The sequence below is a fragment of the Acidovorax sp. LjRoot38 genome (assembly GCF_964252975.1).
Taxonomy (GTDB): domain Bacteria; phylum Pseudomonadota; class Gammaproteobacteria; order Burkholderiales; family Burkholderiaceae_C; genus Acidovorax; species Acidovorax facilis.
On sequence record NZ_CAXUPT020000016.1, the window covers coordinates 33,756 to 53,425 of the forward strand.

At 66.0% G+C, this 19,670-nt stretch carries 21 protein-coding genes; 3 read left to right on the forward strand and 18 right to left on the reverse strand.

Annotated features, from left to right (window positions below; all coding sequences use genetic code 11):
* Nucleotides 1–114: 114 nt before the first annotated feature.
* Nucleotides 115–1,434 carry a serine--tRNA ligase gene (gene serS, locus ACSQ22_RS22405; RefSeq protein WP_436131588.1) on the reverse strand — a complete coding sequence of 440 codons (1,320 nt, stop codon included), beginning with the start codon at nucleotides 1,432–1,434 and terminating at the stop codon, nucleotides 115–117.
* Nucleotides 1,435–1,466: 32 nt separating this feature from the next.
* Complete coding sequence (locus tag ACSQ22_RS22410) at nucleotides 1,467–2,408, reverse strand: threonine/serine dehydratase (protein WP_055402251.1); 942 nt, start codon at nucleotides 2,406–2,408, stop codon at nucleotides 1,467–1,469.
* Nucleotides 2,409–2,576: 168 nt separating this feature from the next.
* Here ACSQ22_RS22410 and ACSQ22_RS22415 point away from each other — a divergent pair, with 168 nt between their 5' ends.
* A complete protein-coding gene (locus ACSQ22_RS22415) occupies nucleotides 2,577–3,305 on the forward strand; it encodes a CBS domain-containing protein (RefSeq protein ID WP_055402248.1) in 729 nt (242 codons plus the stop codon).
* Between the two features lie 133 nt (nucleotides 3,306–3,438).
* Here ACSQ22_RS22415 and ispH read toward each other — a convergent pair whose 3' ends face one another.
* Complete coding sequence (gene ispH / locus ACSQ22_RS22420) at nucleotides 3,439–4,434, reverse strand: 4-hydroxy-3-methylbut-2-enyl diphosphate reductase (protein ID WP_436131589.1); 996 nt, start codon at nucleotides 4,432–4,434, stop codon at nucleotides 3,439–3,441.
* Nucleotides 4,434–4,898 (reverse strand): FKBP-type peptidyl-prolyl cis-trans isomerase, encoded by a 465-nt coding sequence (locus ACSQ22_RS22425; RefSeq protein WP_121507311.1) that lies wholly within the window; start codon nucleotides 4,896–4,898, stop codon nucleotides 4,434–4,436. The genes ispH and ACSQ22_RS22425 overlap by 1 nt, the downstream gene beginning before the upstream one ends.
* 90 nt (nucleotides 4,899–4,988) lie before the next feature.
* Between ACSQ22_RS22425 and radC the strand changes: the two genes are divergently transcribed.
* Both radC and ACSQ22_RS22435 read left to right on the forward strand, forming a co-directional pair.
* Nucleotides 4,989–5,702, forward strand: a complete 714-nt coding sequence (gene radC / locus ACSQ22_RS22430) for a RadC family protein (protein WP_121421017.1) — start codon at nucleotides 4,989–4,991, stop codon at nucleotides 5,700–5,702.
* A 185-nt stretch (nucleotides 5,703–5,887) separates the two neighbouring features.
* Entirely contained in the window at nucleotides 5,888–6,637 is a 750-nt protein-coding gene (locus ACSQ22_RS22435) for a Smr/MutS family protein (protein WP_121422842.1), read from the forward strand.
* Nucleotides 6,638–6,741: 104 nt separating this feature from the next.
* Here ACSQ22_RS22435 and ACSQ22_RS22440 read toward each other — a convergent pair whose 3' ends face one another.
* From ACSQ22_RS22440 to fdh3B, 14 genes are all read right to left on the reverse strand, one after another.
* A complete protein-coding gene (locus ACSQ22_RS22440) occupies nucleotides 6,742–7,269 on the reverse strand; it encodes a midcut-by-XrtH protein (protein ID WP_436131590.1) in 528 nt (175 codons plus the stop codon).
* A gap of 121 nt (nucleotides 7,270–7,390) precedes the next feature.
* The gene (locus tag ACSQ22_RS22445; protein WP_436131591.1) at nucleotides 7,391–9,412 is read right to left on the reverse strand and encodes a bifunctional 2',3'-cyclic-nucleotide 2'-phosphodiesterase/3'-nucleotidase; all 2,022 of its coding nucleotides are present in this window, start codon (nucleotides 9,410–9,412) and stop codon (nucleotides 7,391–7,393) included.
* Nucleotides 9,413–9,537: 125 nt separating this feature from the next.
* Nucleotides 9,538–9,756, reverse strand: coding sequence for a DUF7661 family protein (locus ACSQ22_RS22450; protein ID WP_121507315.1), 219 nt, complete (start codon nucleotides 9,754–9,756; stop codon nucleotides 9,538–9,540).
* A gap of 14 nt (nucleotides 9,757–9,770) precedes the next feature.
* A complete protein-coding gene (locus ACSQ22_RS22455) occupies nucleotides 9,771–10,163 on the reverse strand; it encodes a GNAT family N-acetyltransferase (RefSeq protein WP_228898553.1) in 393 nt (130 codons plus the stop codon).
* Between the two features lie 5 nt (nucleotides 10,164–10,168).
* Nucleotides 10,169–10,576 (reverse strand): GFA family protein, encoded by a 408-nt coding sequence (locus tag ACSQ22_RS22460; RefSeq protein WP_436131592.1) that lies wholly within the window; start codon nucleotides 10,574–10,576, stop codon nucleotides 10,169–10,171.
* A gap of 75 nt (nucleotides 10,577–10,651) precedes the next feature.
* Nucleotides 10,652–11,134: a RidA family protein gene (locus ACSQ22_RS22465; RefSeq protein WP_436131593.1), complete on the reverse strand. Its 483-nt coding sequence runs from the start codon at nucleotides 11,132–11,134 to the stop codon at nucleotides 10,652–10,654.
* A 72-nt stretch (nucleotides 11,135–11,206) separates the two neighbouring features.
* Nucleotides 11,207–11,638 carry a group II truncated hemoglobin gene (locus tag ACSQ22_RS22470; RefSeq protein ID WP_055402812.1) on the reverse strand — a complete coding sequence of 144 codons (432 nt, stop codon included), beginning with the start codon at nucleotides 11,636–11,638 and terminating at the stop codon, nucleotides 11,207–11,209.
* Between the two features lie 94 nt (nucleotides 11,639–11,732).
* On the reverse strand, nucleotides 11,733–14,252 hold the full coding sequence (locus tag ACSQ22_RS22475; protein ID WP_436131594.1) for an ABC transporter permease: 2,520 nt from the start codon (nucleotides 14,250–14,252) through the stop codon (nucleotides 11,733–11,735).
* Nucleotides 14,253–14,292: 40 nt separating this feature from the next.
* On the reverse strand, nucleotides 14,293–15,924 hold the full coding sequence (locus ACSQ22_RS22480; RefSeq protein ID WP_436131595.1) for a C13 family peptidase: 1,632 nt from the start codon (nucleotides 15,922–15,924) through the stop codon (nucleotides 14,293–14,295).
* Between the two features lie 108 nt (nucleotides 15,925–16,032).
* Nucleotides 16,033–17,022: a formate dehydrogenase accessory sulfurtransferase FdhD gene (locus tag ACSQ22_RS22485; RefSeq protein WP_436131596.1), complete on the reverse strand. Its 990-nt coding sequence runs from the start codon at nucleotides 17,020–17,022 to the stop codon at nucleotides 16,033–16,035.
* Between the two features lie 143 nt (nucleotides 17,023–17,165).
* Nucleotides 17,166–17,552 carry a hypothetical protein gene (locus tag ACSQ22_RS22490; RefSeq protein ID WP_121422843.1) on the reverse strand — a complete coding sequence of 129 codons (387 nt, stop codon included), beginning with the start codon at nucleotides 17,550–17,552 and terminating at the stop codon, nucleotides 17,166–17,168.
* Nucleotides 17,553–17,563: 11 nt separating this feature from the next.
* Entirely contained in the window at nucleotides 17,564–18,781 is a 1,218-nt protein-coding gene (locus ACSQ22_RS22495; protein WP_436131597.1) for a formate dehydrogenase subunit gamma, read from the reverse strand.
* A gap of 8 nt (nucleotides 18,782–18,789) precedes the next feature.
* On the reverse strand, nucleotides 18,790–19,032 hold the full coding sequence (locus ACSQ22_RS22500) for a hypothetical protein (RefSeq protein ID WP_055402825.1): 243 nt from the start codon (nucleotides 19,030–19,032) through the stop codon (nucleotides 18,790–18,792).
* On the reverse strand, nucleotides 19,032–19,649 hold the full coding sequence (gene fdh3B / locus ACSQ22_RS22505) for a formate dehydrogenase FDH3 subunit beta (protein WP_108616030.1): 618 nt from the start codon (nucleotides 19,647–19,649) through the stop codon (nucleotides 19,032–19,034). The genes ACSQ22_RS22500 and fdh3B overlap by 1 nt, the downstream gene beginning before the upstream one ends.
* Nucleotides 19,650–19,670: the final 21 nt, after the last annotated feature.

Below are 19,670 nucleotides of genomic sequence, written 5' to 3' on the forward strand. Positions count from 1 at the left end.
GGCGCAGTACCTCTGGCACCTCTACGGAGCCGTCCGCGCGCTGGTAGTTGTAGTTCCGGCACGCTTCGCTTAACTTTCGCGTTGCGAAAGTGAGCCTACACAGAAACTATCCGCTCAGGTCGGAGCAAGCTCCGACACTCCGCCCATGTAGGGGCGGAGAACGGCCGGAACCTCGACGGTTCCGTCCGCACGCTGATAGTTTTCCAGCACCGCCACCAGCGTGCGGCCCACGGCCAGGCCTGAACCGTTCAGCGTGTGCAGCAACTCGTTCTTGCCTTGGGCATTCTTGAAACGGGCCTGCAGACGGCGTGCCTGGAAGGCTTCGCAGTTGCTCACCGAGCTGATTTCGCGGTAGGTGTTTTGCGCGGGCAGCCACACTTCCAGGTCGTAGGTCTTGGCTGCGCCAAAGCCCATGTCGCCGGTGCACAGGCTCATCACGCGGTAGGGCAGGCCCAGCTTCTGCAACACGGCTTCGGCGTGGCGGGTCATTTCTTCCAGCGCTTCGTAGCTCTTGTCGGGGTGGACGATCTGCACCATCTCGACCTTGTCGAACTGGTGCTGGCGGATCATGCCGCGCGTGTCGCGGCCGTAGCTGCCAGCCTCAGAACGGAAGCACGGCGTGTGGGCCGTGAGCTTGATGGGCAGGTCGGACTCGGCCACCACCACGTCGCGCACAAAGTTGGTCAGCGGTACTTCGCTGGTGGGGATCAGGTACAGCGCAGCGTTGTCCGGCACAGGCTCTCCGTCCTGGCCGCCCTTCTTGGCGGCAAACAGATCGCCTTCAAACTTGGGCAGCTGGCCGGTGCCCTTGAGGGAATCGGCGTTCACCGCGTAGGGCACATAGCACTCGGTGTAGCCATGCTCCTGGGTCTGAACGTCCAGCATGAACTGGCTGAGGGCACGGTGCAGGCGGGCAATGGGCCCCTTCATCACGGTGAAGCGCGAGCCCGAGAGCTTGACGCCCATGTCGAAATCGAGCCCCAGCGGGGTACCTACGTCAACGTGGTCTTTCACTTCGAAATCGAATTTGGCAGGCGCGCCCCAGCGGCGCACTTCCACGTTGCCAGCTTCGTCGCTGCCCACCGGTACGGACTCGTGCGGCAAGTTGGGCACGGCCACCAACATGGCCAGCAGCTCGGACTGGATCTGCTCCAGGCGCGCGGCGGATTGCTCCAGCTCTACCTTGCCTGCAGCCACCTGGGCTTTGACGGCTTCGGCGCCGTCCTTGTCACCCCGGCTCATCAGCATGCCGACCTGCTTGGACAGCTGGTTGCGCTGGGCCTGCAGCTCTTCGGTGCGGGTCTGCAGCGTCTTGCGTTCGGACTCCAGGGCCTGGAATGCGGAGACGTCCAGGAAGGCCTGGGGCTTTTTGCGGGTTTCCAGCCGCGCGATGGCGGTGTCGAGGTCTTTGCGGAGGAGAAGAATGTCAAGCATGGCTGGATTTTAAAGGGGTGGTCGGACTGGGCTCAGGCAAGGATTGCCGGGTCGAAGTTGGCGCCGCAGAGAATGAGGGCCACCGTTTCCTGCGGCTGGGGCTTGTAGGCACCGATCTGCAACGCCGCCAAACCCAGCGCGGCCGCGGGCTCCACGGCCAGTTTCAACTCTTTCCACAGCCACAGCTGGGCGGCGCGGATGGCGTCGTCGGGCAGCAGCAGGGCATCGTGCACATGGCGCTGGCTGACCTCCCAGCCAATGGCGCCGATGCGGCGCGCGCCGAGGGAATCAGCGGCCACGCCACCCACATCCACATCTACCGGCTGGCCTGCGGCGCGCGCCGCGTGCAGGGTGGGCGCAAGTTCTGGCTCCAACGCAACAACATGGGCGCGGCTCTCCACCCACGCGGCCACGCCGCCGATGAGGCCACCGCCGCCCACACTGACCAGCACCGTGTCGGGCAGACGGCCACCCTGCTCTTCCATCTCCAGTGCCAAGGTGCCTGCACCGGCCACCACCTCGGGCTGGTCGTAGGCGTGGGCCTGCAGCGCGCCGGTGGCCTTCTGGCGGGCCACGCAGGCCTCGAAGGCTTGTGAATAGGCAGCGCCGGTGACGACCACCTCGGCGCCCAGCGCGCGCAGCCGGGCGCGCTTGGCCTCGGGCGACACCTCGGGCACAAACACCTCGCAGCGCACACCCAGCGCCTTGGCGGCAGCAGCGACGGCAATTCCGGCGTTGCCGCCTGAGGCAATGATCACACCACTCTCGGGCACCGGGTTGGCCAGGAGGCGGTACAACATGCCGCGCGCCTTGAAGCTGCCGCCCACCTGCAGGTGCTCCAGCTTGAGCCAGACCTCGGCGCAATCCACGCCCAGGGACTTGCCAGAAACGCGCATCAGCGGCGTGGTGCGCAAAAAATCAGGCTGGGTGGCCAGTTGGTGGCGGGCGGCGGCGATGGCGGCGCGGTCGATCATGCGGGGGCTCCGGTGAAGCTGGTGGGGTCAGAAGAAGGGGCAGTGTAGGGGTTGCCCGCAACATGCAGACACAACGCTGACTGCACGCGCGCCGCACAACTGCCGATAACATGGGCAGAGCAGCCCCCACCCCAACGCGGTGGTCGGCCTGCGCGCAGGAGAAAAAGCATGTTCTTTGTGTTCGGCCCGTCGGGCCAGATGTACCGGGGTGGCCCCGAAAACCTGGCGCGTATTTCTGCGGTGCGCAGCGTGCAGCGCCCGCAGGCCCTGCGCACGCGGGCCATGGACGCGCAAGATGGCCAGCCGGGGCCCATCTTCACGGCCTCGCCCCGTCCCACTGCGGCCGATGCCAGCGCGGCCGCACCTGCCGCCATCGTCAACCTGCGCATGCACGACGCCGTGAGCGCCTATGCGCAAACCGAACAAGGCCCCCAGGCCACCGCCCGCCAGCCGCTGACCAAGGTGAGCGACGTGATGACCACCGGTGGCGTGAGTGTGGCGCCCGGTGTGCGCGTGAACGATGCCTGGCAGACCCTGGCCGAGCACAAGGTGGCGCAGGCGCCGGTGGTGGATGCGCTGGGCCGCGTGATTGGCCTGCTGCTGCGGGCCGACATGGCGCCGCTGGACCTGCTGCCCGAGCCCGGTGCCGTCAAGCAGGCCATCGACCTGGCGCGCCGCCCGGTATCCGAAGTGATGGTGAGCCCCGTGCCCACCGTGTCGCCCGACACCGAGCTGCGCCGCGTGGCCGCCGTGCTGCTGGACACGGGCCTGCCCGGCCTGCCGGTGACGGACGAGGCGGGCGTGCTGTCGGGTTTTATCTCCCGCACCGACATCCTGCGCGCGGTGGCGGCGGACCCACCTCTGGATTTGTGGAGCGGGCCTGCGATGGCGCTGTAGCGCAACCCATCCTGCACGGCGACAAAATAGGATTCAAATCAGGCCCTAGCGCTTATCTATCAAGCGCTAGCAGCTATCAATTAAGAAGCAAAAACCAACAAACACCTTCCCATGAGGCGCCCGCTGCCCCAAATCAATGCCCCGCAGGCCCGGTCTCTGGCGTGCGTTCGGTGATGCTCAAGCCGGTGGTCGCATCGATCTTGAGCCCCTTGGGCAGCGGGAACTTGATGGTTTCCTCGATGCCCGCCATGGTGCGTACCGACACAGCACCCAGCGCCTTGATGCGGTCGATGACCTGCTGCACCAGAATTTCCGGCGCCGAGGCTCCGGCGGTCAGCCCCACGCGGGCGAGGCCATCAAACCATTCGCCTTTCAGCTCTTCGGCGCTGTCCACCATGTAGGCGGTGGTGCCCAGCTTGGCGGCCAGCTCGCGCAGGCGGTTGCTGTTGGAGCTGGTGGGGCTCCCCACCACGATCACCACATCCACCTGCGGACTCAGCACCTTGACGGCGTCCTGCCGGTTCTGGGTGGCGTAGCAGATGTCCTGCTGCTTGGGCTCGCGCACGCTGGGAAAGCGCGCGCGCACGGCGGCAGAGATTTCGGCCGCATCGTCCACGCTCAGCGTGGTCTGCGTGACCACGGCCAGCTTCTCGGTCTGCCGCGGCTGCACCCGGGCCACGTCTTCCACGTCTTCCACCAGGTGGATGCCATGGTCGAGCTGGCCCATGGTGCCCTCGACCTCGGGGTGGCCCTTGTGGCCGATCATGATGAACTCGTAGCCCTCTTTGGCGAGCTTGGCCACTTCGACGTGCACCTTGGTCACCAGCGGGCAGGTGGCGTCAAAAATGCTGAAGCCACGCGCCACGGCCTCTTGCTGCACGGCCTTGCTCACGCCATGGGCGCTGAAGACCAGCGTGGCGCCGGGCGGCACGTCCGACAGCTCTTCGATGAAGATCGCGCCCTTGGCCTTGAGGTCGTTGACCACGTAGGTGTTGTGCACGATCTCGTGGCGCACGTAGATGGGGGCGCCAAACTTCTGGATGGCGCGCTCCACGATCTCGATGGCGCGGTCCACCCCTGCGCAAAACCCGCGCGGCTCGGCCAGCAGGATCTCTTGCGGCGCCTGCATCACAGGATCCCGATCAGCTGCACTTCAAAGGTCACCGGCTGGCCCGCCAGAGGGTGATTGAAGTCGAACAGCACCGCGCCGTCGTCACGCACCTGCATCACGGCCCCCGCGTAGCTGCCCTGGCCGTCGGGCGTGGGGAACTGCACCACGTCGCCCACGTTGTACTTTTCGTCGGGGTCGCCCAGCTCGTTCATCAGCTTGCGCGCCACCCACTGCTGCATGTCGGGGTTGCGCTCACCAAAGGCCTCGCCCGCAGGCAGCTCGAACGTGGTGCGCGTGCCCTCGGCCAGGCCCAGCAGGCGCTGCTCCATGGCGGGCGACAACTCGCCCGTGCCCAGCGACAGGGTGGCGGGTTTGTCGGCAAAGGTGTTGATCACATCGCCTGCAGGGCCCGCCAGACGGTAATGCAAGGTGAGGAAAGAGCCCGGCTGGACGGTGGGAACGGAGGCATCGATAGAGGTCATGAAAGTCCCGATAAACTGGCCTGCATTGTAGAAAACCGGGCAAAGCCCTACGCCCGTCACTCCCTGACAGGCGTCAAAGACCCTCGCGCCATGCCCCTCAAAGACCTGCCCGCCGACGCCCAGCCCCGCGAAAAACTGCTGGCGCGAGGCCCCGCCGCCCTGGCCGATGCCGAGCTGCTGGCCATCCTGCTGCGCACGGGGATCGTGGGCAAGGGCGTGCTGCAGATGGCGCAGGAGCTGCTGGACCCGCCCGGCATCGACCCGGACACGGGCGCCATCACCGGCGGCTTTGGCGGCATTGCCGGCCTGCTGCACACCAGCGCGGCCGACCTGGAGCGCATCAAGGGCCTGGGCCCCGCCAAGCGCGCCGAGCTGGTGGCGGTGCTGGAGCTGGCCCGCCGCGCCCTGGCCCAGCAGCTGCGCGAACGCGAGGTGTTCGACTCGCCCGACACCGTCAAGCACTACCTGCAACTGCACCTGGCGGCCAAGGGGCACGAGGTGTTTGCGGTGCTGTTTCTCGATGCGCAAAACCGCCTGCTGGCGCTGGAGGAGCTGTTTCGCGGCACGCTCACGCAGACCAGCGTGTACCCGCGCGAGGTGGTGCTGCGCGCCCTGCACCACCAGGCGGCCGCCGTGGTGCTGGCCCACAACCACCCAAGCGGCAGCGTGGAACCCAGCCGGGCCGACGAGGCGCTGACCATGACCCTGAAGACCACGCTGGCGCTGGTGGATGTGCGCGTGCTCGACCACGTGATCGTGGCGCCGGGCCAGGCGTTGTCGATGGCAGAAAAGGGCCTGGTGTGACTGCGCCTGCGCCCGCACCGGCCCACCCGACGACGGCATTACACGCCGCGCTGGCACGCGCTGCGCGCGGCTCCGAAGGCCCTATGGGCGCCGCCCAGCCTGCCCCTGCCCCCACCACCACCGCCGTGCCCCGGTCCGCCCGGCGCGCAGGTTTGGCCGACAAGAAGGCTGCGGCCAAGGCGGCGATGCGGCCTGTCCGTCATGCCCCCGCGCCACCCTCCATCGGCGACAACCCGGCACCGCCCCGACGCCGTGCACCACCTGCCCCTCGCCGGGCAGGCGAACGCATCACCCAGTTGCAGGACCTGGCCACCGTGGCCCGCCGCCTGCGCGAAGACCAGGAGCGCCGCGAGGCCGAAGACAAAGCCCGGCGTGAAGCAGCAGCCCGGGCCGAGGCCGAGCGCCACCTCTTCAGCCGCAGCGTGGGCCCCGTCACGCCACTGCGCAACCCCAACGTGGCGCGGTTGCGCAAGCACCAGCCCCCGCCGCTGCCCGTGCAGCACTGGTTGGATGAAGAGCGCGTGCTGCGCGAATCCATCAGCGACGACTTTGACGTGACCACGCTGCTGGACACGGACGACCAGTTGAGCTTCCGCCGCCCCGGCATCGGCGTGGAGGTGACGAGCCGCCTGCGCGCGGGCCATTGGAGCATCCAGCGCCAGCTGGACCTGCACGGCCTGCGCGTGGACGAGGCACGCGAGGCGCTGGGCGACTTCATCCGCCACGCCCACAAGACCGGCCTGCGCTGTGTGCGCGTGGTGCACGGCAAGGGCCTGGGCTCACCGGGAAAGAGCCCGGTCCTCAAAGGCCGGGTGCACAGTTGGCTGGTGCAGAAGAACGAAGTCCTGGCCTTTGTGCAAGCCCGGGGGGATGAAGGTGGAGCAGGTGCGTTGGTGGTCCTGCTACGCTCGGCGCAGAAGATGCTGCGGAAATAGGGCCTAGCGCTTTACAGAAAAGCACTGGTAGCTATCTATTTCATAGCAAGTACTACAGCATCACCCGCACGGCACGCTTCCAGAATTTGGCCGTAAGCTTCCGGTCAAACCGGAGCACCCTGCACCCGGACGTAGCAGAAGGGGATGGCGCTGTGGGCAGGGATCCGCATACCTACCTGGCACTGGGGCAAGGTATTTGGCGTCACGATGGTGTAACCGGGGGTTGCCTGGATGCTCAGGATCAACACATCTTCATCCCCGGAGTTGTAGACCACCTCATCAATATTGGCGGGGAAGTTGTACGAGGACCCGATGTAGTTGGCCGCATCAATGCTGCCGTTCGAGTACGCATTGCGTGCACCAAAGACACCGCCCAGCACCAGGGTCACCCCCACGGCTGCCGCCAGCAGCGAGTAGAACCTGCCTCTCTGCCCCTGGCGCCGAAAGGCATTCCAAGCCAGCAATCCCAGGGCACCCACCAAAGCCAGCATCCCCAAGTCAGACAACGTGGGGATCGAGGAACTCAGTCCAAAGCTGATGACTCCGCCGGAAGCCGGCTGCGCCAGCGCTGCCAAAGAGGAAAACAACCCCAGGCCAGCACAGGCCCAGCGGCGGATAGCGGTTCGGTTCATAGTGACTCCAAAAAGAGAATGGCGGGCAATGAGCCCCCAATAGAGGAGCCTGCTCCACCATGGCGGTCACTCTAACACGTAACACTTTGTCTCCAAGAGCGGTATTTGTGTCCGTCCAGACTTACTTCGAGAGGTCGATCGCGTACTTCGACGTGCCCTTGCCCGATCCATCATCGGCCGCCAGCAGCGACACATTGGCCAGCCCGCCCGCCTGTGCCACGCTCAGCGCATTGGCGCCCGAGCTGAACACCACCGGGCCCGCCGCCGTGGCCTTGGCAAAGCGCCAGCTCTTGGCCGCGCCGTTGGCCACGCGGGTCACCGCCGGGTTCTTGCGGATGTAGTCGATCACCACGTCGCGGTTGGCGTCGGGCGAGGCCCAGATGGTGCCCGAGCCATCGAGCTTGTCGATAAAGCTCTTGCCGCTGGTGGCGCGGTAGTTGTTGGTGGCGATCACAAACTCCTGCGCCACGTCGATGGGCTTGCCCAGGTAGCTCAAGTTCTTGATGCGGCTGCCCACGGGCTGCGTCACGTCGATCTCGTACTGCACGTCGGCGGTGGTGAACATGTCAAAGTTGTACCCAGGGAACGTGCTGATGAGCTGCTGCTCGCCGGTCTTGGCAGGGTCGATCTGGTTGAAGCGCTTGGCGGCGGCCTCCAGCCAGTTCTTGATGTCGCCACCATTGACCTTCACCGCATACACCGTGTTGGGGTACAGGTAGAGGTCAGCTGCGTTGTTGATGGCCAGCGGGCCCACGGCCACGTCGGTGTAGTCGGCGCCGCCCTGGAAGCCGCTCTTGAACGGCGCACTCACCGACAGCACGGGCAGCTGCGCATACTGCGGCAGGTTGGCCTTGACATAGGCCGCCACATAGGCCTGCTGGGCCTGGTTCACGATCTGAATCGCGCCCGGGTCACCCACATCGGCAAACAGCGTGCTCATGCGGAAGTCGGTCTGGCCGATGGGCGTCTTCACGTACTGGATCGCGGCCTGGTGCTGCGTCTCGATCAGCGGGGCGATGGCAGGGTCGGCATCCACGGTCACCGTCGTGCCCGCAGCGTTCTTGCTCTGGATGTTGCGCAACTCGCTCTTGCTGGCGGATTTGTTGACCACCCACTTGGTGCCATCCCACTGCAGCGCGAGCTGCACCACACCCAAGGCCTTGCCCCAGGAGCTGGCCATCACCGCTGGCACGCCGTTGATGGTGCCCGCCTTGTGGTCCACCCCCGGCAGCTTGAAGCCGGGGATGGCCGCCGTGTCGGGGAACACGCCGTGCTGGTGGCCCATCACCATCGCATCGATGCCAGCCACCTTCGACAGGTACAGGCCGGGGTTCTCCATGGTGGGCGAATACGCCGCGCCGTCCAGCCCGCCGTGCAGCAGCGCCACCACGAGGTCAGCGCCCTTGGCGCGCAGTTCGGGCACGTACTTGTTGGCCGCCTCCACCGCGCCTTCGGTAGTGACCTTGCCTTCGAGGTAGCGCTTGTCCCAGTTCATGATGCCCGGCGTGGTGAAGCCGATCACGCCGATCTTGATGGGCAGCATCACGTCCTTGCCATCCGCGCTCTTGGCCACCAGGGTGCGCTCCAGCAACGTGTAGGGCTGCACCAGCGGCTTCTTGGTCTTGTTGCTGACCACATTGGCCAGCACCACCGGGAAGCCCGCGCCAGCGCACTTCTTGGAGCCATCCACGCCGTCCACATCCAGGCCGCCGCCCAGCACCTGGTTCAGAAAGGGCAAGCCGTAGTTGAATTCGTGGTTGCCGAGGGTGCCCGCGTCAAAGCCCAGGGAGCCCATGGCCTTGTACATCGACAGCTGCTGCGTGCAGGGGATGGGGTTGATGGTGGCTTCGTAGTCGGCCAGCGCCGTGCCCTGGATGGTGTCGCCGTTGTCCACCAGCAGCGTATTGGCAAACTCCTTGCGCGCGGCGCGCACCAGCGTGGCCGTGCGCTCAAAGCCATAGCTCTTGTCCTCGGCCAGCTTGAAGTAGTCGTAGCTGCGCACGTTGAAGTGCAGGTCGGTGGTCTCCAGCACGGCCAGCGTGGCCGTGGCGCCCGCATTGTTACTGCTGTCGTCGCTGCCACCGCAAGCAGCCAGCGAAGCCGCCAGTGCCACCATGCCTAGCGCGGCAACGCGGCGCGACATGTGCGAAGAAAGAAGCGAATGGATTGGAGTGCGCGCAGACATGAACAGTCCCTGGGTGAAAGAAGGGACCGAGTGTCTGGCAGGGGTTTGACAGCGGTGTGACGCGGCACCCCGTCGTCAGGATGTCAGTCGATGCGGTGCACGTCGCCGTTGTGCGGGGAAGCACTTTCGTGAAACAGGTCTTCGAGGAACTGCGCCAGTTCATGTTCTTCGACAAAGTCGGGGATCACAAAGCCTGAGGGTGTGCGTTTACCATCAGCGCCCACGCGGTAGGCCTGCCACAGCGCACCTTCGCGCCGCACCTCGACGATGCGGCCAAAAACATGGAAACGCGGGTGGTTCATGGGATTCAAGCGTGTCAGGTGGAGCGTGTGCGCTCCATTGCAATCGCCGACGGGGCAAAACCCATTCTCGCAAAAAATTCGGATGCACCTGGACGGCCAGCGCGCAACACCCAGGTGGCTGCGGGCGCCTTGGCCAATGCTTGTTGCACCAACGCGCGCCCCAGCCCCCGGCCCCGAAACGCAGGGGCCACGACCAGCATGGACAAATAACCATTGCTCAGCCCGTCAGTAATGGCGCGCGCATAGCCCACCACCTCGTCCCCGTGCAGCGCCACCAGGTTGCACTGCGACGCAGCCACCAGCGCCTCGAACTTCGACAGGGTGCCTAGCCGGTGCGACCAGCCGTGCGCAACCAGCAAGGCATACACCTGCGGAAGGTCCTGATCAACAAGGTCTCTGACCGCCATGGCCCCTACCCCTGCGGCTCTTGCGGATAGCCATCCCCGATCACCACCCAGGGGGCTTTGGAGTCCACGTAGATGTGTTTTTGGGGCGGCGTGTCGTAGGGCGTGTCCAGCGTGCCCAGCGGCACGGCCACCCAGTCGGCGTGGGCGCCCTCGCTGTGCCACAGCAGGGGCGAGCCACACACCGAGCAGAACGTGCGTGTGACCTGGGCCGAAGACTGGTAGGTGCGCACCAGCGCCTGGCCCTGGACGAAGCGGTGGTGCTCACGCCGCACGCTGGCATAGCTGCCAAACGCCGCGCCATGCGCCTTGCGGCACATCGAACAGTGGCAATGCGAGGCGGCCTGCAAAGGTGCGGTGGTCTCGTAGCGCACGCCGCCGCACAAGCAGCTTCCACGGTGAACAGGTTCCGTCATGGTCATCGGGCTCTCCTACGGTTTCTGCCAGGGTACGTGCGCAGCGCCTGGTCCCTGGCGTCTGGTGCTGGGTGGTCAGAGAGCCGCGGGTGCCACGGTGGCGATCAGGTCCACCTCGACCGTCGCGTTCTTGGGCAGTTGCAGCACGCCCACCGACGTGCGCGTATGTGCCCCGGCGTCGCCCAGCACGGTGAACAAGACTTCGGAAGCGCCGTCCGCCACCTCACTTTGCTGCGTGAATGTGGGCGCCGACTGCACATACACGGTGATGCGCAGGATAGCCTGCAGCGCATCGAGCGAGCCCAGCGCGCGCTGCAGCAGGGCCAGCGCGCGCATCACGCACACCTTGGCCGCCGTCTGCGCCTGGGCCAGCGTCGCATCTGCGCCGGCCGCACCTGTGACCACCACGGTGTCGCCCACGCGCGGGATCTGGCCGCTCAGGTAGATGTGGTGCCCATCGCGGACCAGCGGCACGTAGTTGCCGCCGATCTTGATCTCGCCATCGAAGCTGTAGCCCAGGGCCTGGGCCTGTTCCTGAAAACGGGCATCGCGGGACATAAAAAACAGCTCCTTTTCTCAAAAAACAGCGCACAGCACAGCGGATGCACGCCCACCAAACCCCAGCGGTTGTCAAACGCCCTTGTTGCGCATCCAGTCGGCCGTGCCCATGAAGCTCTCCTTCAAGCGCGCGCGCAGGTCTGCGGGCACGCCGGTCTCGCCCATGGCCTGGTCCATGCAAGCCACCCACTGGTCGCGCTCCTTGATACCGATAGAAAACGGCATGTGGCGCGCGCGCAGCCGGGGGTGGCCGAACTGGTCGGTGTAGTACGAGGGGCCGCCAAGCCAGCCGCAGAGGAACATGAACAGCTTTTGCCGCGCCTGACCCAGGTCGCTGCCGTGGGCGGCCCGCAGCTCCGCATAGCCTGGCTCCAGGTCCATCAGGTCGTAAAAGCGCTCGACCAGAGCGCGCACCCGGCTTTCGCCACCGATCCATTCGAAGGGGATGACGGCAGCCACGGCTTCGGTGCCTTCGCTACCAGCTTGGGGGGTATCAGAATTCATATCAAAACAGGCCCTAGCGCTTATCCATAAAGCGCAAAAAGCTATCGAAAATATAGCAAATCAACTACAACACAGGCCAAGGCCATGCACCTGCTCACTCTGCCGAGCGCCGCAGCGTATCGACCACCGGGCGCAGCAACACCTCACGCAGGCCCCACCAGCCCGCAGCCAGCGCCAGCACGGCCCCCGCCACGGCGCCCGCCAGGGGCACCCAGGGGGCAGCCGTCCAGGTGAAGTCGAACACAAAGCGCGCCAACGCCCAGCCCACGCCCACCGCCACGGCGCTGGCCAGAAAGCCCGCGAGCAGGCCCACGCCCATCAGCTCGGCGCGCTGCACCTGCCGCAGCAGGCTGGCGCGGGCGCCCACGGCGCGCATGATGGCGTATTCGCGAGCACGCTCTTCGCGCGTGGCCGTGACGGCGGCGAACAGCACCACCAGCCCAGCAGCCAGGGTGAAGGCGAACAGGAATTCGACCGCGCGGATCACCTGCTCCAGCACGCGCTGCACCTGGGCAATGGTGGCGCCCATGTCCACGTTGGTGATGTTGGGAAACTGGCGCACCAGACCGTTGTCAAAGCCGTTGGTCTCGGGCGCACGGTACGCCGCCAGGTAGGTCACGGGCACGTCCTTGACTGTGGCCACGGGGTACATCACGAAGAAGTTGGCCCGCATCGAGCCCCAGTCCACCTTGCGCAGGCTGGTGATGCGTGCCTCGTTCTGCACGCCGCCCATGTCGAACAGCAGGCGGTCGCCCATCTTCAGGCCCAGGGTTTCGGCAATGCCTTCTTCGACGCTGATCGCGCCCTCTTCGCCCGGCGTCCAGGCACCGGCCACCACCTGGTTGTGGGGCGGTGCCTCCACGGCGTTCGACAGGTTGAACTCACGGTCCACCAGGCGCTTGGCACGGTCGTCGGTGTAGTCGGCCGGGCCCACGGGTTTGCCGTTCACAGCCAACAGGCGGCCCCGGATCATGGGGTACCAGTCGTACTTGGCCACGCCACCGTCCTTGAGCGTCTGCTGGAAGGCGTCGGCCTGGTCGGGCATCACGTTGATCACAAAACGGTTGGGCGCATCGGGCGGGGTGGCCTTGCGCCAGCTGTCCACCAGGTCGGTGCGCAGCAGCACCAGCAGCACCAGCGCCAGCAGCCCCACGGCCAGGCTGCTCACCTGCACCACAGCATAGGCCGGTCGCGCAGAAATCTGCCGTGTGGCCAGTACCAGCCAGCGGGGCGCGGTGGCCTCGTTCACACTTTTACGCAGCAGCTTCACCGCCACCCACGACAGCCCGGCAAAGAGGGCCACCGCCCCGGCAAAGCCACCCACGGCAATCAGGCCCAGCGTGATGTCGCTGCTGACCGTGAGCAGCAAGGCGGCAAAGCCTGCCACCCCAATGCCCAGCACCGCCAGCGAGGCAGGCTTGAGCCCGCCCACGTCGCGCCGGATCACCCGCAGCGGCGGTACCTGGGCCAGTTGCAGCACAGGGGGCAGACCAAAGGCAAACAGCAGCGTGAGCCCCATGCCCAGCCCAAACGCCACAGGCCACAGGCTGGGCGGCGGCAGGGCCGACTCGACCAGGCCCGCCAGCAGCAGCACAAAGGCGTAGTGCACCAGATAGCCCAGCGCCACGCCCAATGAGCTGGCAAACAGGCCCACCAACGCAAATTCGGCCGTGTAGGCGCCCGCGATGGTGCGCTGGCTCTGGCCCAGCACCCGCAGCATGGCCGAGGCATCCAGGTGCTCGGCCGCAAAGCCGCGCGCGGCCAGGGCCACGGCCACGGCCGACAGCAGCGCTGCCAGCAGGGCCACCAGGCTCAGGAATTTCTGCGCGCGGTCCAGCGTCTGGCGCATTTCCGGGCGGCCGCTTTCGAGCGACTCCACGCGCACGCCGTGCACGTCGGGCTTTTTCGATTCGGCAACAGCCCATTCGCTGAACGCCTTGACCGCAGGGGCCGACCCGATGACGGCGAAGCGGTAGGTCAGGCGGCTTGCGGGCTGCACCAGGCCGGTGGCGGGCAGGTCGGCCTCGTTCACCATCACCCGTGGGGCGAAGCTCATGAAACCGGCGCCGCGGTCGGGCTCGATCACGATGATGCGTGCAATGCGCAGCTGCGAATCGCCCAGCAGCAGCATGTCGCCCATGGCCAGGTTCAACGATTCGAGCAGCGGGGCATCCACCCACACCTCGCCGCGCGCCGGGATGTCGCGGGTGGGCTGGTCGAGCGCGCCGGGGGCGTCTGCCACCTTGAGGCTGCCACGCAGCGGGTAGCCCGGGGGCACGCTTTTGAGCGCCACCAGCTTGCTGGCGCCGCCCTGGGCGTCACTGGCGCGACCCATGGTCGGAAAGCCCAGCGTGGTCACGGTCTGTAGGCCCAGGGCCTTGGCCTGCTCGACAAAGGCGGGGGGCGTGGGGTTGTCGCTGGCCACTACGGCATCGCCGCCGAGCAGCTGCAAGGCATCGCGCTGCAGGCCACTTTGCAGGCGGTCGGCAAAAAAACCGACCGACGTGAGGGCTGCCACCGCCAGCGTAACGGCCACGATCAGCAGCCGCAACTCGCCCGCGCGCAGGTCACGGGCCAGGGTGCGCCAGCCCAAGCGTAAAAAAGACAGGTTCATGGCGCAGAACCTTAGCGCAAATGGAACGCTCTGGCGAAGCTCAGGGCTTTGCGCCCGCTGCGGCCACCTGGGCCTCCGCGCTGCCTTCTGCCTCTGCCGTTTGCAGGCGATGCTCCAGCGCACGCAGCACCGGCACAATCTGCGCGCCCACATGGATCTGCGGGTTGGAGAAGCCGTCTTGCTTGCCCGCCTCCACCTCGCGCTGCGCAATCACGGGGACGGCCTTGGCAAAGGCTTCGGTGAACGAATGTGTCTGGCGCAGCTGTTCGTGGAAGACCGCCCGGCCAAAGAAGGTCAGCTCGGAGCGCGTGCCGCAGCCATATGACGTGTGCGTGGCATCGGCGGCGGTCATGATGAGGCTGCTGTCGGTGGCCAAGGGCTCGATCCAGCCGCCCGAGAAACAGGCCGACACGGCAATCACGCGGTGGCGGATGCCCGCCTCGTCCAGCATGGCGCGCAGCATTTCGGGCGTGACGGGGGGCACCTCCAGCGGCCAGTGCGAGGCCGCCAGCTCATGGTTGCGCGCACCGTGCGAGGTCATGTAGATCACCAGCACATCGCTGTCACGGTCCATGCGCTGGGCCAGCGCAGCGATGGCACGCTGCAGGTTCTGCGGCGTGGCCCAGGCATGGGTGTCTGCGGTTTCTGCGTGGTTGAGCAGGTGAACCACACGGCCCTGGGCGTCAAAGCGCTCTTGCAGCAGCGTGCTGACCATGGTGCTTTCACGCCGGAACACGTTTTCGCTGGCGTAGGGGGCGAACACGAGCCCATAGACATCCACCACGCCATCGCGGCCAGCAGGCAGGGCCTGCACTTGCCGATCCCAGAGCACCTGCTGGTTCTCAAAGACTGCTTGCGAGAGCACAAGGTGCGCGGGCTCCGGTTGTGCCTGTCCCTCCTCGCCCGACTGGGCAGATGCAGCGGCCAAGGCGTCCAGCTCCCAGGGCTGGTCCTGGAACTGCCACATGCCCACCCCGATCACGGCTGCCATCGCCACCGAAAAGATGGCCGTGCGCAGCCGCGAGCGGATGAAGCGTGCACTCACCACCACCAGCGTGGCCAGCACCCACAGCGTGAGCACGCCATAGGCCACCCAGAAAACATTGCCAGCCACCGCCCCGCCCCACAGGTCTGGCTTGTGCGCCACGGCCCCCATCAAGACATACAGCAGCAACAAAGGCGCCAGCGGAGCCCACGCCGACAACACATACCAGGCCGCCAGCCCGCCCGAAGGCCCCGAATCACCCGCCGAGGGCTCTTGTGCCGCCGCACGCTGAGCCGGGGCCATGGCCCACCAGGCCAGCCACATCAGCACCAGGCTGCTCCACATCGGCGCCAGCCAGCCCCGCAGATTGAACTGCACAGGCCCCGCCACCTGAAACCGCGCAGCCCCCACCAGCAACGCGCCACCCAGCAGCGATAGCACCAGCACCTGCCAGGGTGAAGGCGCTGCAGCAGCAGTGCGCGGCGACAGGAACAACGCGGCCCGCAGGCCTTCACGCATCCAGTCCCACAGGGACAACTTGGCGGGAGCCGGGGCGATGATGGATGTTGGGCCGGTGGACGGCGCGGGCGGCTGCTCCCCCAAGGGAATTTCGATCTTGGCGGACTCGGGCCCCCACTGGCTGGGCAGGGTATCGGCCCAGGCGCTCTTGGCGTTCAGGTCTTTCATGGGGCGATCATGCCATTGCGGGAGCGGATTCTTTCAACCACCAGCCGGTAGTTCGGACTGCGGTGTTTCCCGAAATCGCGTGACACCCCGTCACACGGCCCCGCCTCCTCAGGAGGCAGTTCCAGCTCCGCCCCTGGCCACCGGTACGACGGGTATTTGCGCCAGCTCCGGCTGCAGCACCAGCCGATCTGTACCGCTGTAGCAGACAAACCGGCGATTGGTGGCGCGCCCGATGGCGCACAGGCCCAGTTGCTGCGCTACGGCGTGTCCCATCTGGGTCATGCCGCTGCGGGACACCACGATGGGGACGCCCATCTGCGCGGATTTGATGACCATTTCGCTGGTGAGTCGGCCCGTGGTGTAGAACACCTTGTCTGCACCGGACATGGGCGCGTGCAGACTCTCCGAAGCGGCATTTTCTGCAGGCGTGCCGCCGGGTAGCGTGGAGGAAACGCCACTTTCCGGTCCCTTGCCATCTGTATTCATCCACATCCACCCTGCAATGGTGTCGATGGCGTTGTGGCGCCCCACATCTTCCACAAAGGTGAGCAGCGCCTCCCCCCGGAACAAGGCGCAACCGTGCACGGAGCCTGCGGACTTGTAGGTGGTTTCCTTGAGGCGGATGGCGTTGACGATGCCGTACAGCTCGCCCTGTGTCAGGCGTGCCTCAGGCAAGGTGATGCGGTCCACCTCGTCCATGAGCCCGCCAAACACACTGCCTTGGCCGCAGCCGGTGGTGACGACCTTGCTCGCGGTGCGCTCTTCAATGCGGGCGATGCCGTGGCGCGTGCGCACGGCGGCGGCGTGCACCTCCCAATCGACGGTGATGGATTCGATGTCGAACACAGACTCCACCAGCCGCTGGTTGCGCAAATAGCCCAGCACCAGCAGTTCCGGCTGCGCGCCCAGGGTCATGAGGGTGACGAGTTCACGCTTGTCGACATAGATGGTGAGCGGCCGCTCGGCGGGGATCTGTACCTGCTCGCGCTCGCCCAGTTCGTTCACGACCTCCACGCTGTGGGTAAGGGGCGCATGCGCCTGCGTCAGGCGCGGCAGCACGGGCGCAGCCGGGGAGGCGGAAGGTGATGAAAGAGACATGGGGCGAATATACGCAGTACCTCTCCCCAAGGCGGGGCATGGGGCATCTGAATCGGGGAAAAGCACGTACGGCGACCACCACAAAAAAGCCGCGCTCCACCAAGTGGGCGCGGCTCTTTTTGACGGCGGGACAGTGGTTGGCGTCAGGACTTGGGCGCTGACGCAGCTGCGGCAGGTGCCAGCGTGCTGGGTGGGCTGCTGGCCGTGCCCGGTGGCGAATGGGCACCCGCCGCTTCAATGGGCTTGGCAGCGGGCGGTGTGTAGGCGAAGGGGCCGGGGTCGGTGCACGCAGCGCCTGCTGCCGTTGCAGGCTTGGCTGTTGGCGTGGTTTTGCGGTAGTGGGCCGCCACACGGTCTTGTGACAGGCACAACTTGTAGTTGTCCACCTTGCCGGCCCAGGCGGCTTTGGCCGCCGCCTCTGCAGCTTTGGCGGCAGCCTCCGGTGAAGGCGCAGGCAGCTTGGCCGATGCCAGGGTACAGACGCTGGCCGCGCACAACGCCAGCAGGGAAGATCGAGAAAATTGCATCATGGTGCGAAACCTCATACCTGCGCGGGCTGGCCCGCAGATGGTGTAGCTGCAGCATCGGCTGCGGATGGATTGGCGCTGCGCTGGCGGGGAATCTTGCCCGCTTGCACGTCGTCGTACCAAAGCTCGTGGTGCTCCTTGGCCCACCCCTCGCTCACGTACCCCGTCCTCATGGCCTTGTAGGCGCCGCGCATGCCCACCGTGCCCATATAGATGTGGCCGCAGATCAGCGCCATCATCCAGATCGCCAGGGTGGCGTGGATCATGTGGGCGATCTGCATGTCGCCGCGCACGTCACCAAAGCCAGGAATGAGCTTGTCGAGCACCAAGCCGGTGGCCACCACAAAGATGCCGGGGATGGTGATACCCCACCAGAACAGGCCCTTCTCGCCGGCGTTGAAGCGGTGGGAAGGAACCTGGTGGTCACCCCCCAGCATGCCGCCGCCCTTGGACAGCCACACAAAGTCGGCCCGGTTGGCGATGTTGTCCTTGACGAAGGTAAGGATGATCACCAGCAATGAGACAGCAAACAGCGGTCCCATGAAGTTGTGTACGTTCTTGAGCGCATACGTAAGCCAGCCAAACAGCGTGGCCCCCATGATGGGCAGCAGGAAGAACTTGCCAAACGCCATGACGATGCCAGAGATGGCCAACGCGATGAACGCAAAGGCATTGGACCAGTGCGCAGCACGCTCGAAAGGTGTGAAGCGTTCGATGCGGCGGGCTCCGGTGCCGTCAGGGTGTTCATGCCCCAGCGGACCTTTGACAAAGTAAAAGATGCCCAACGCCAACAACACGATGGCAAACAAGGCCGCACCGTAAGGAATGATCCAGTGGTTGCGCACCTGGCGCCATGCCTCGCCTGCGTTGGTGAAACGCGAGCCTGGGTACTGCACGAACGGCTGGATCAGGTTGCCCGCCTCGGGCGCCTGGCTTTTAGGCAGGCTGCTGTAGCCCGTCACGCCCTGCCCCACCTGGCGCCACATGGGCGCGTTGTTGCCGGGCTGTACCTTGGCGCGTTCGCCATTGGTCTGCTCGGCGTATTTGGGGTCTGCGCTGGCGTCTGGCTTGACCTCGAAAATGTTTTGGCTTTGAATGCCGCCGGTCGCTGCGGGAGCAGCCGGTGCCGTGACCGCAGGCGCGGCGGCATCTGGCGCTGCCGGAGCCTGGGCACCCGCTGGCCCCCAGGCACATCCCGCCGCCAAAGCCAGGGACCACATGATGTGTTTCATGGCGGGCCTCACTTGGACTGGGTGCGGGTGTATTCGTTCTGGCCGTACAGCTGACGCGCCTTCAACTGCGCTTCCCAACCGGCTTTGTCTCCGGCCTTCCAGCCGGGCTGCATGAAATTGCTGCCCGTACCTGCATAGGGAGCTGCATCGCTACGGATGCCCGCGCCGGTCTGCGGCTTCTCGCCACAGGCGGTCAGCGCCACCAGCGCCACAGCGGCGGCCAGGGCCGAATGAACAAGACGCTTCATCATCATGACTTGCCTCCTGCAGGCTGGCCTGCCTGTTGTGACCCATAGGCCGTGCCCCAGCCCCACACTTCGGCGCCCTTGCCACGCTGCACCACACGGTTGCGGAAGATATCTGCCACCACATCGCCATCACCGGCCAGCAGGGCCTTGGTGGAGCACATTTCTGCGCAGGCGGGCAGCTTGCCCTCGGCCAGGCGGTTGCGGCCGTATTTTTCAAACTCGGCCTGGCTGCCGTGGGCCTCGGGGCCACCGGCGCAGAAGGTGCACTTGTCCATCTTGCCACGCACGCCGAAGGTGCCGGACGAAGGGAACTGCGGCGCGCCAAAGGGGCAGGCGTAGCTGCAATAGCCGCAACCAATGCACACATCCTTGTCGTGCAGCACCACACCTTCTTCGGTGCGATAAAAGCAATTGACGGGGCAAACAGCCATGCAGGGTGCATCGCTGCAGTGCATGCACGCGACCGAGATGGATTTTTCGCCCGGTACACCGTCATTGAGCGTGACCACGCGGCGGCGGTTCACGCCCCAGGGCACCTCGTGTTCGTTTTTGCAGGCGGTCACGCAGCCGTTGCATTCGATGCAGCGCTCTGCGTCACAGATGAATTTCATTCGTGCCATGTGTGTCTCCTTGCGTGGCGC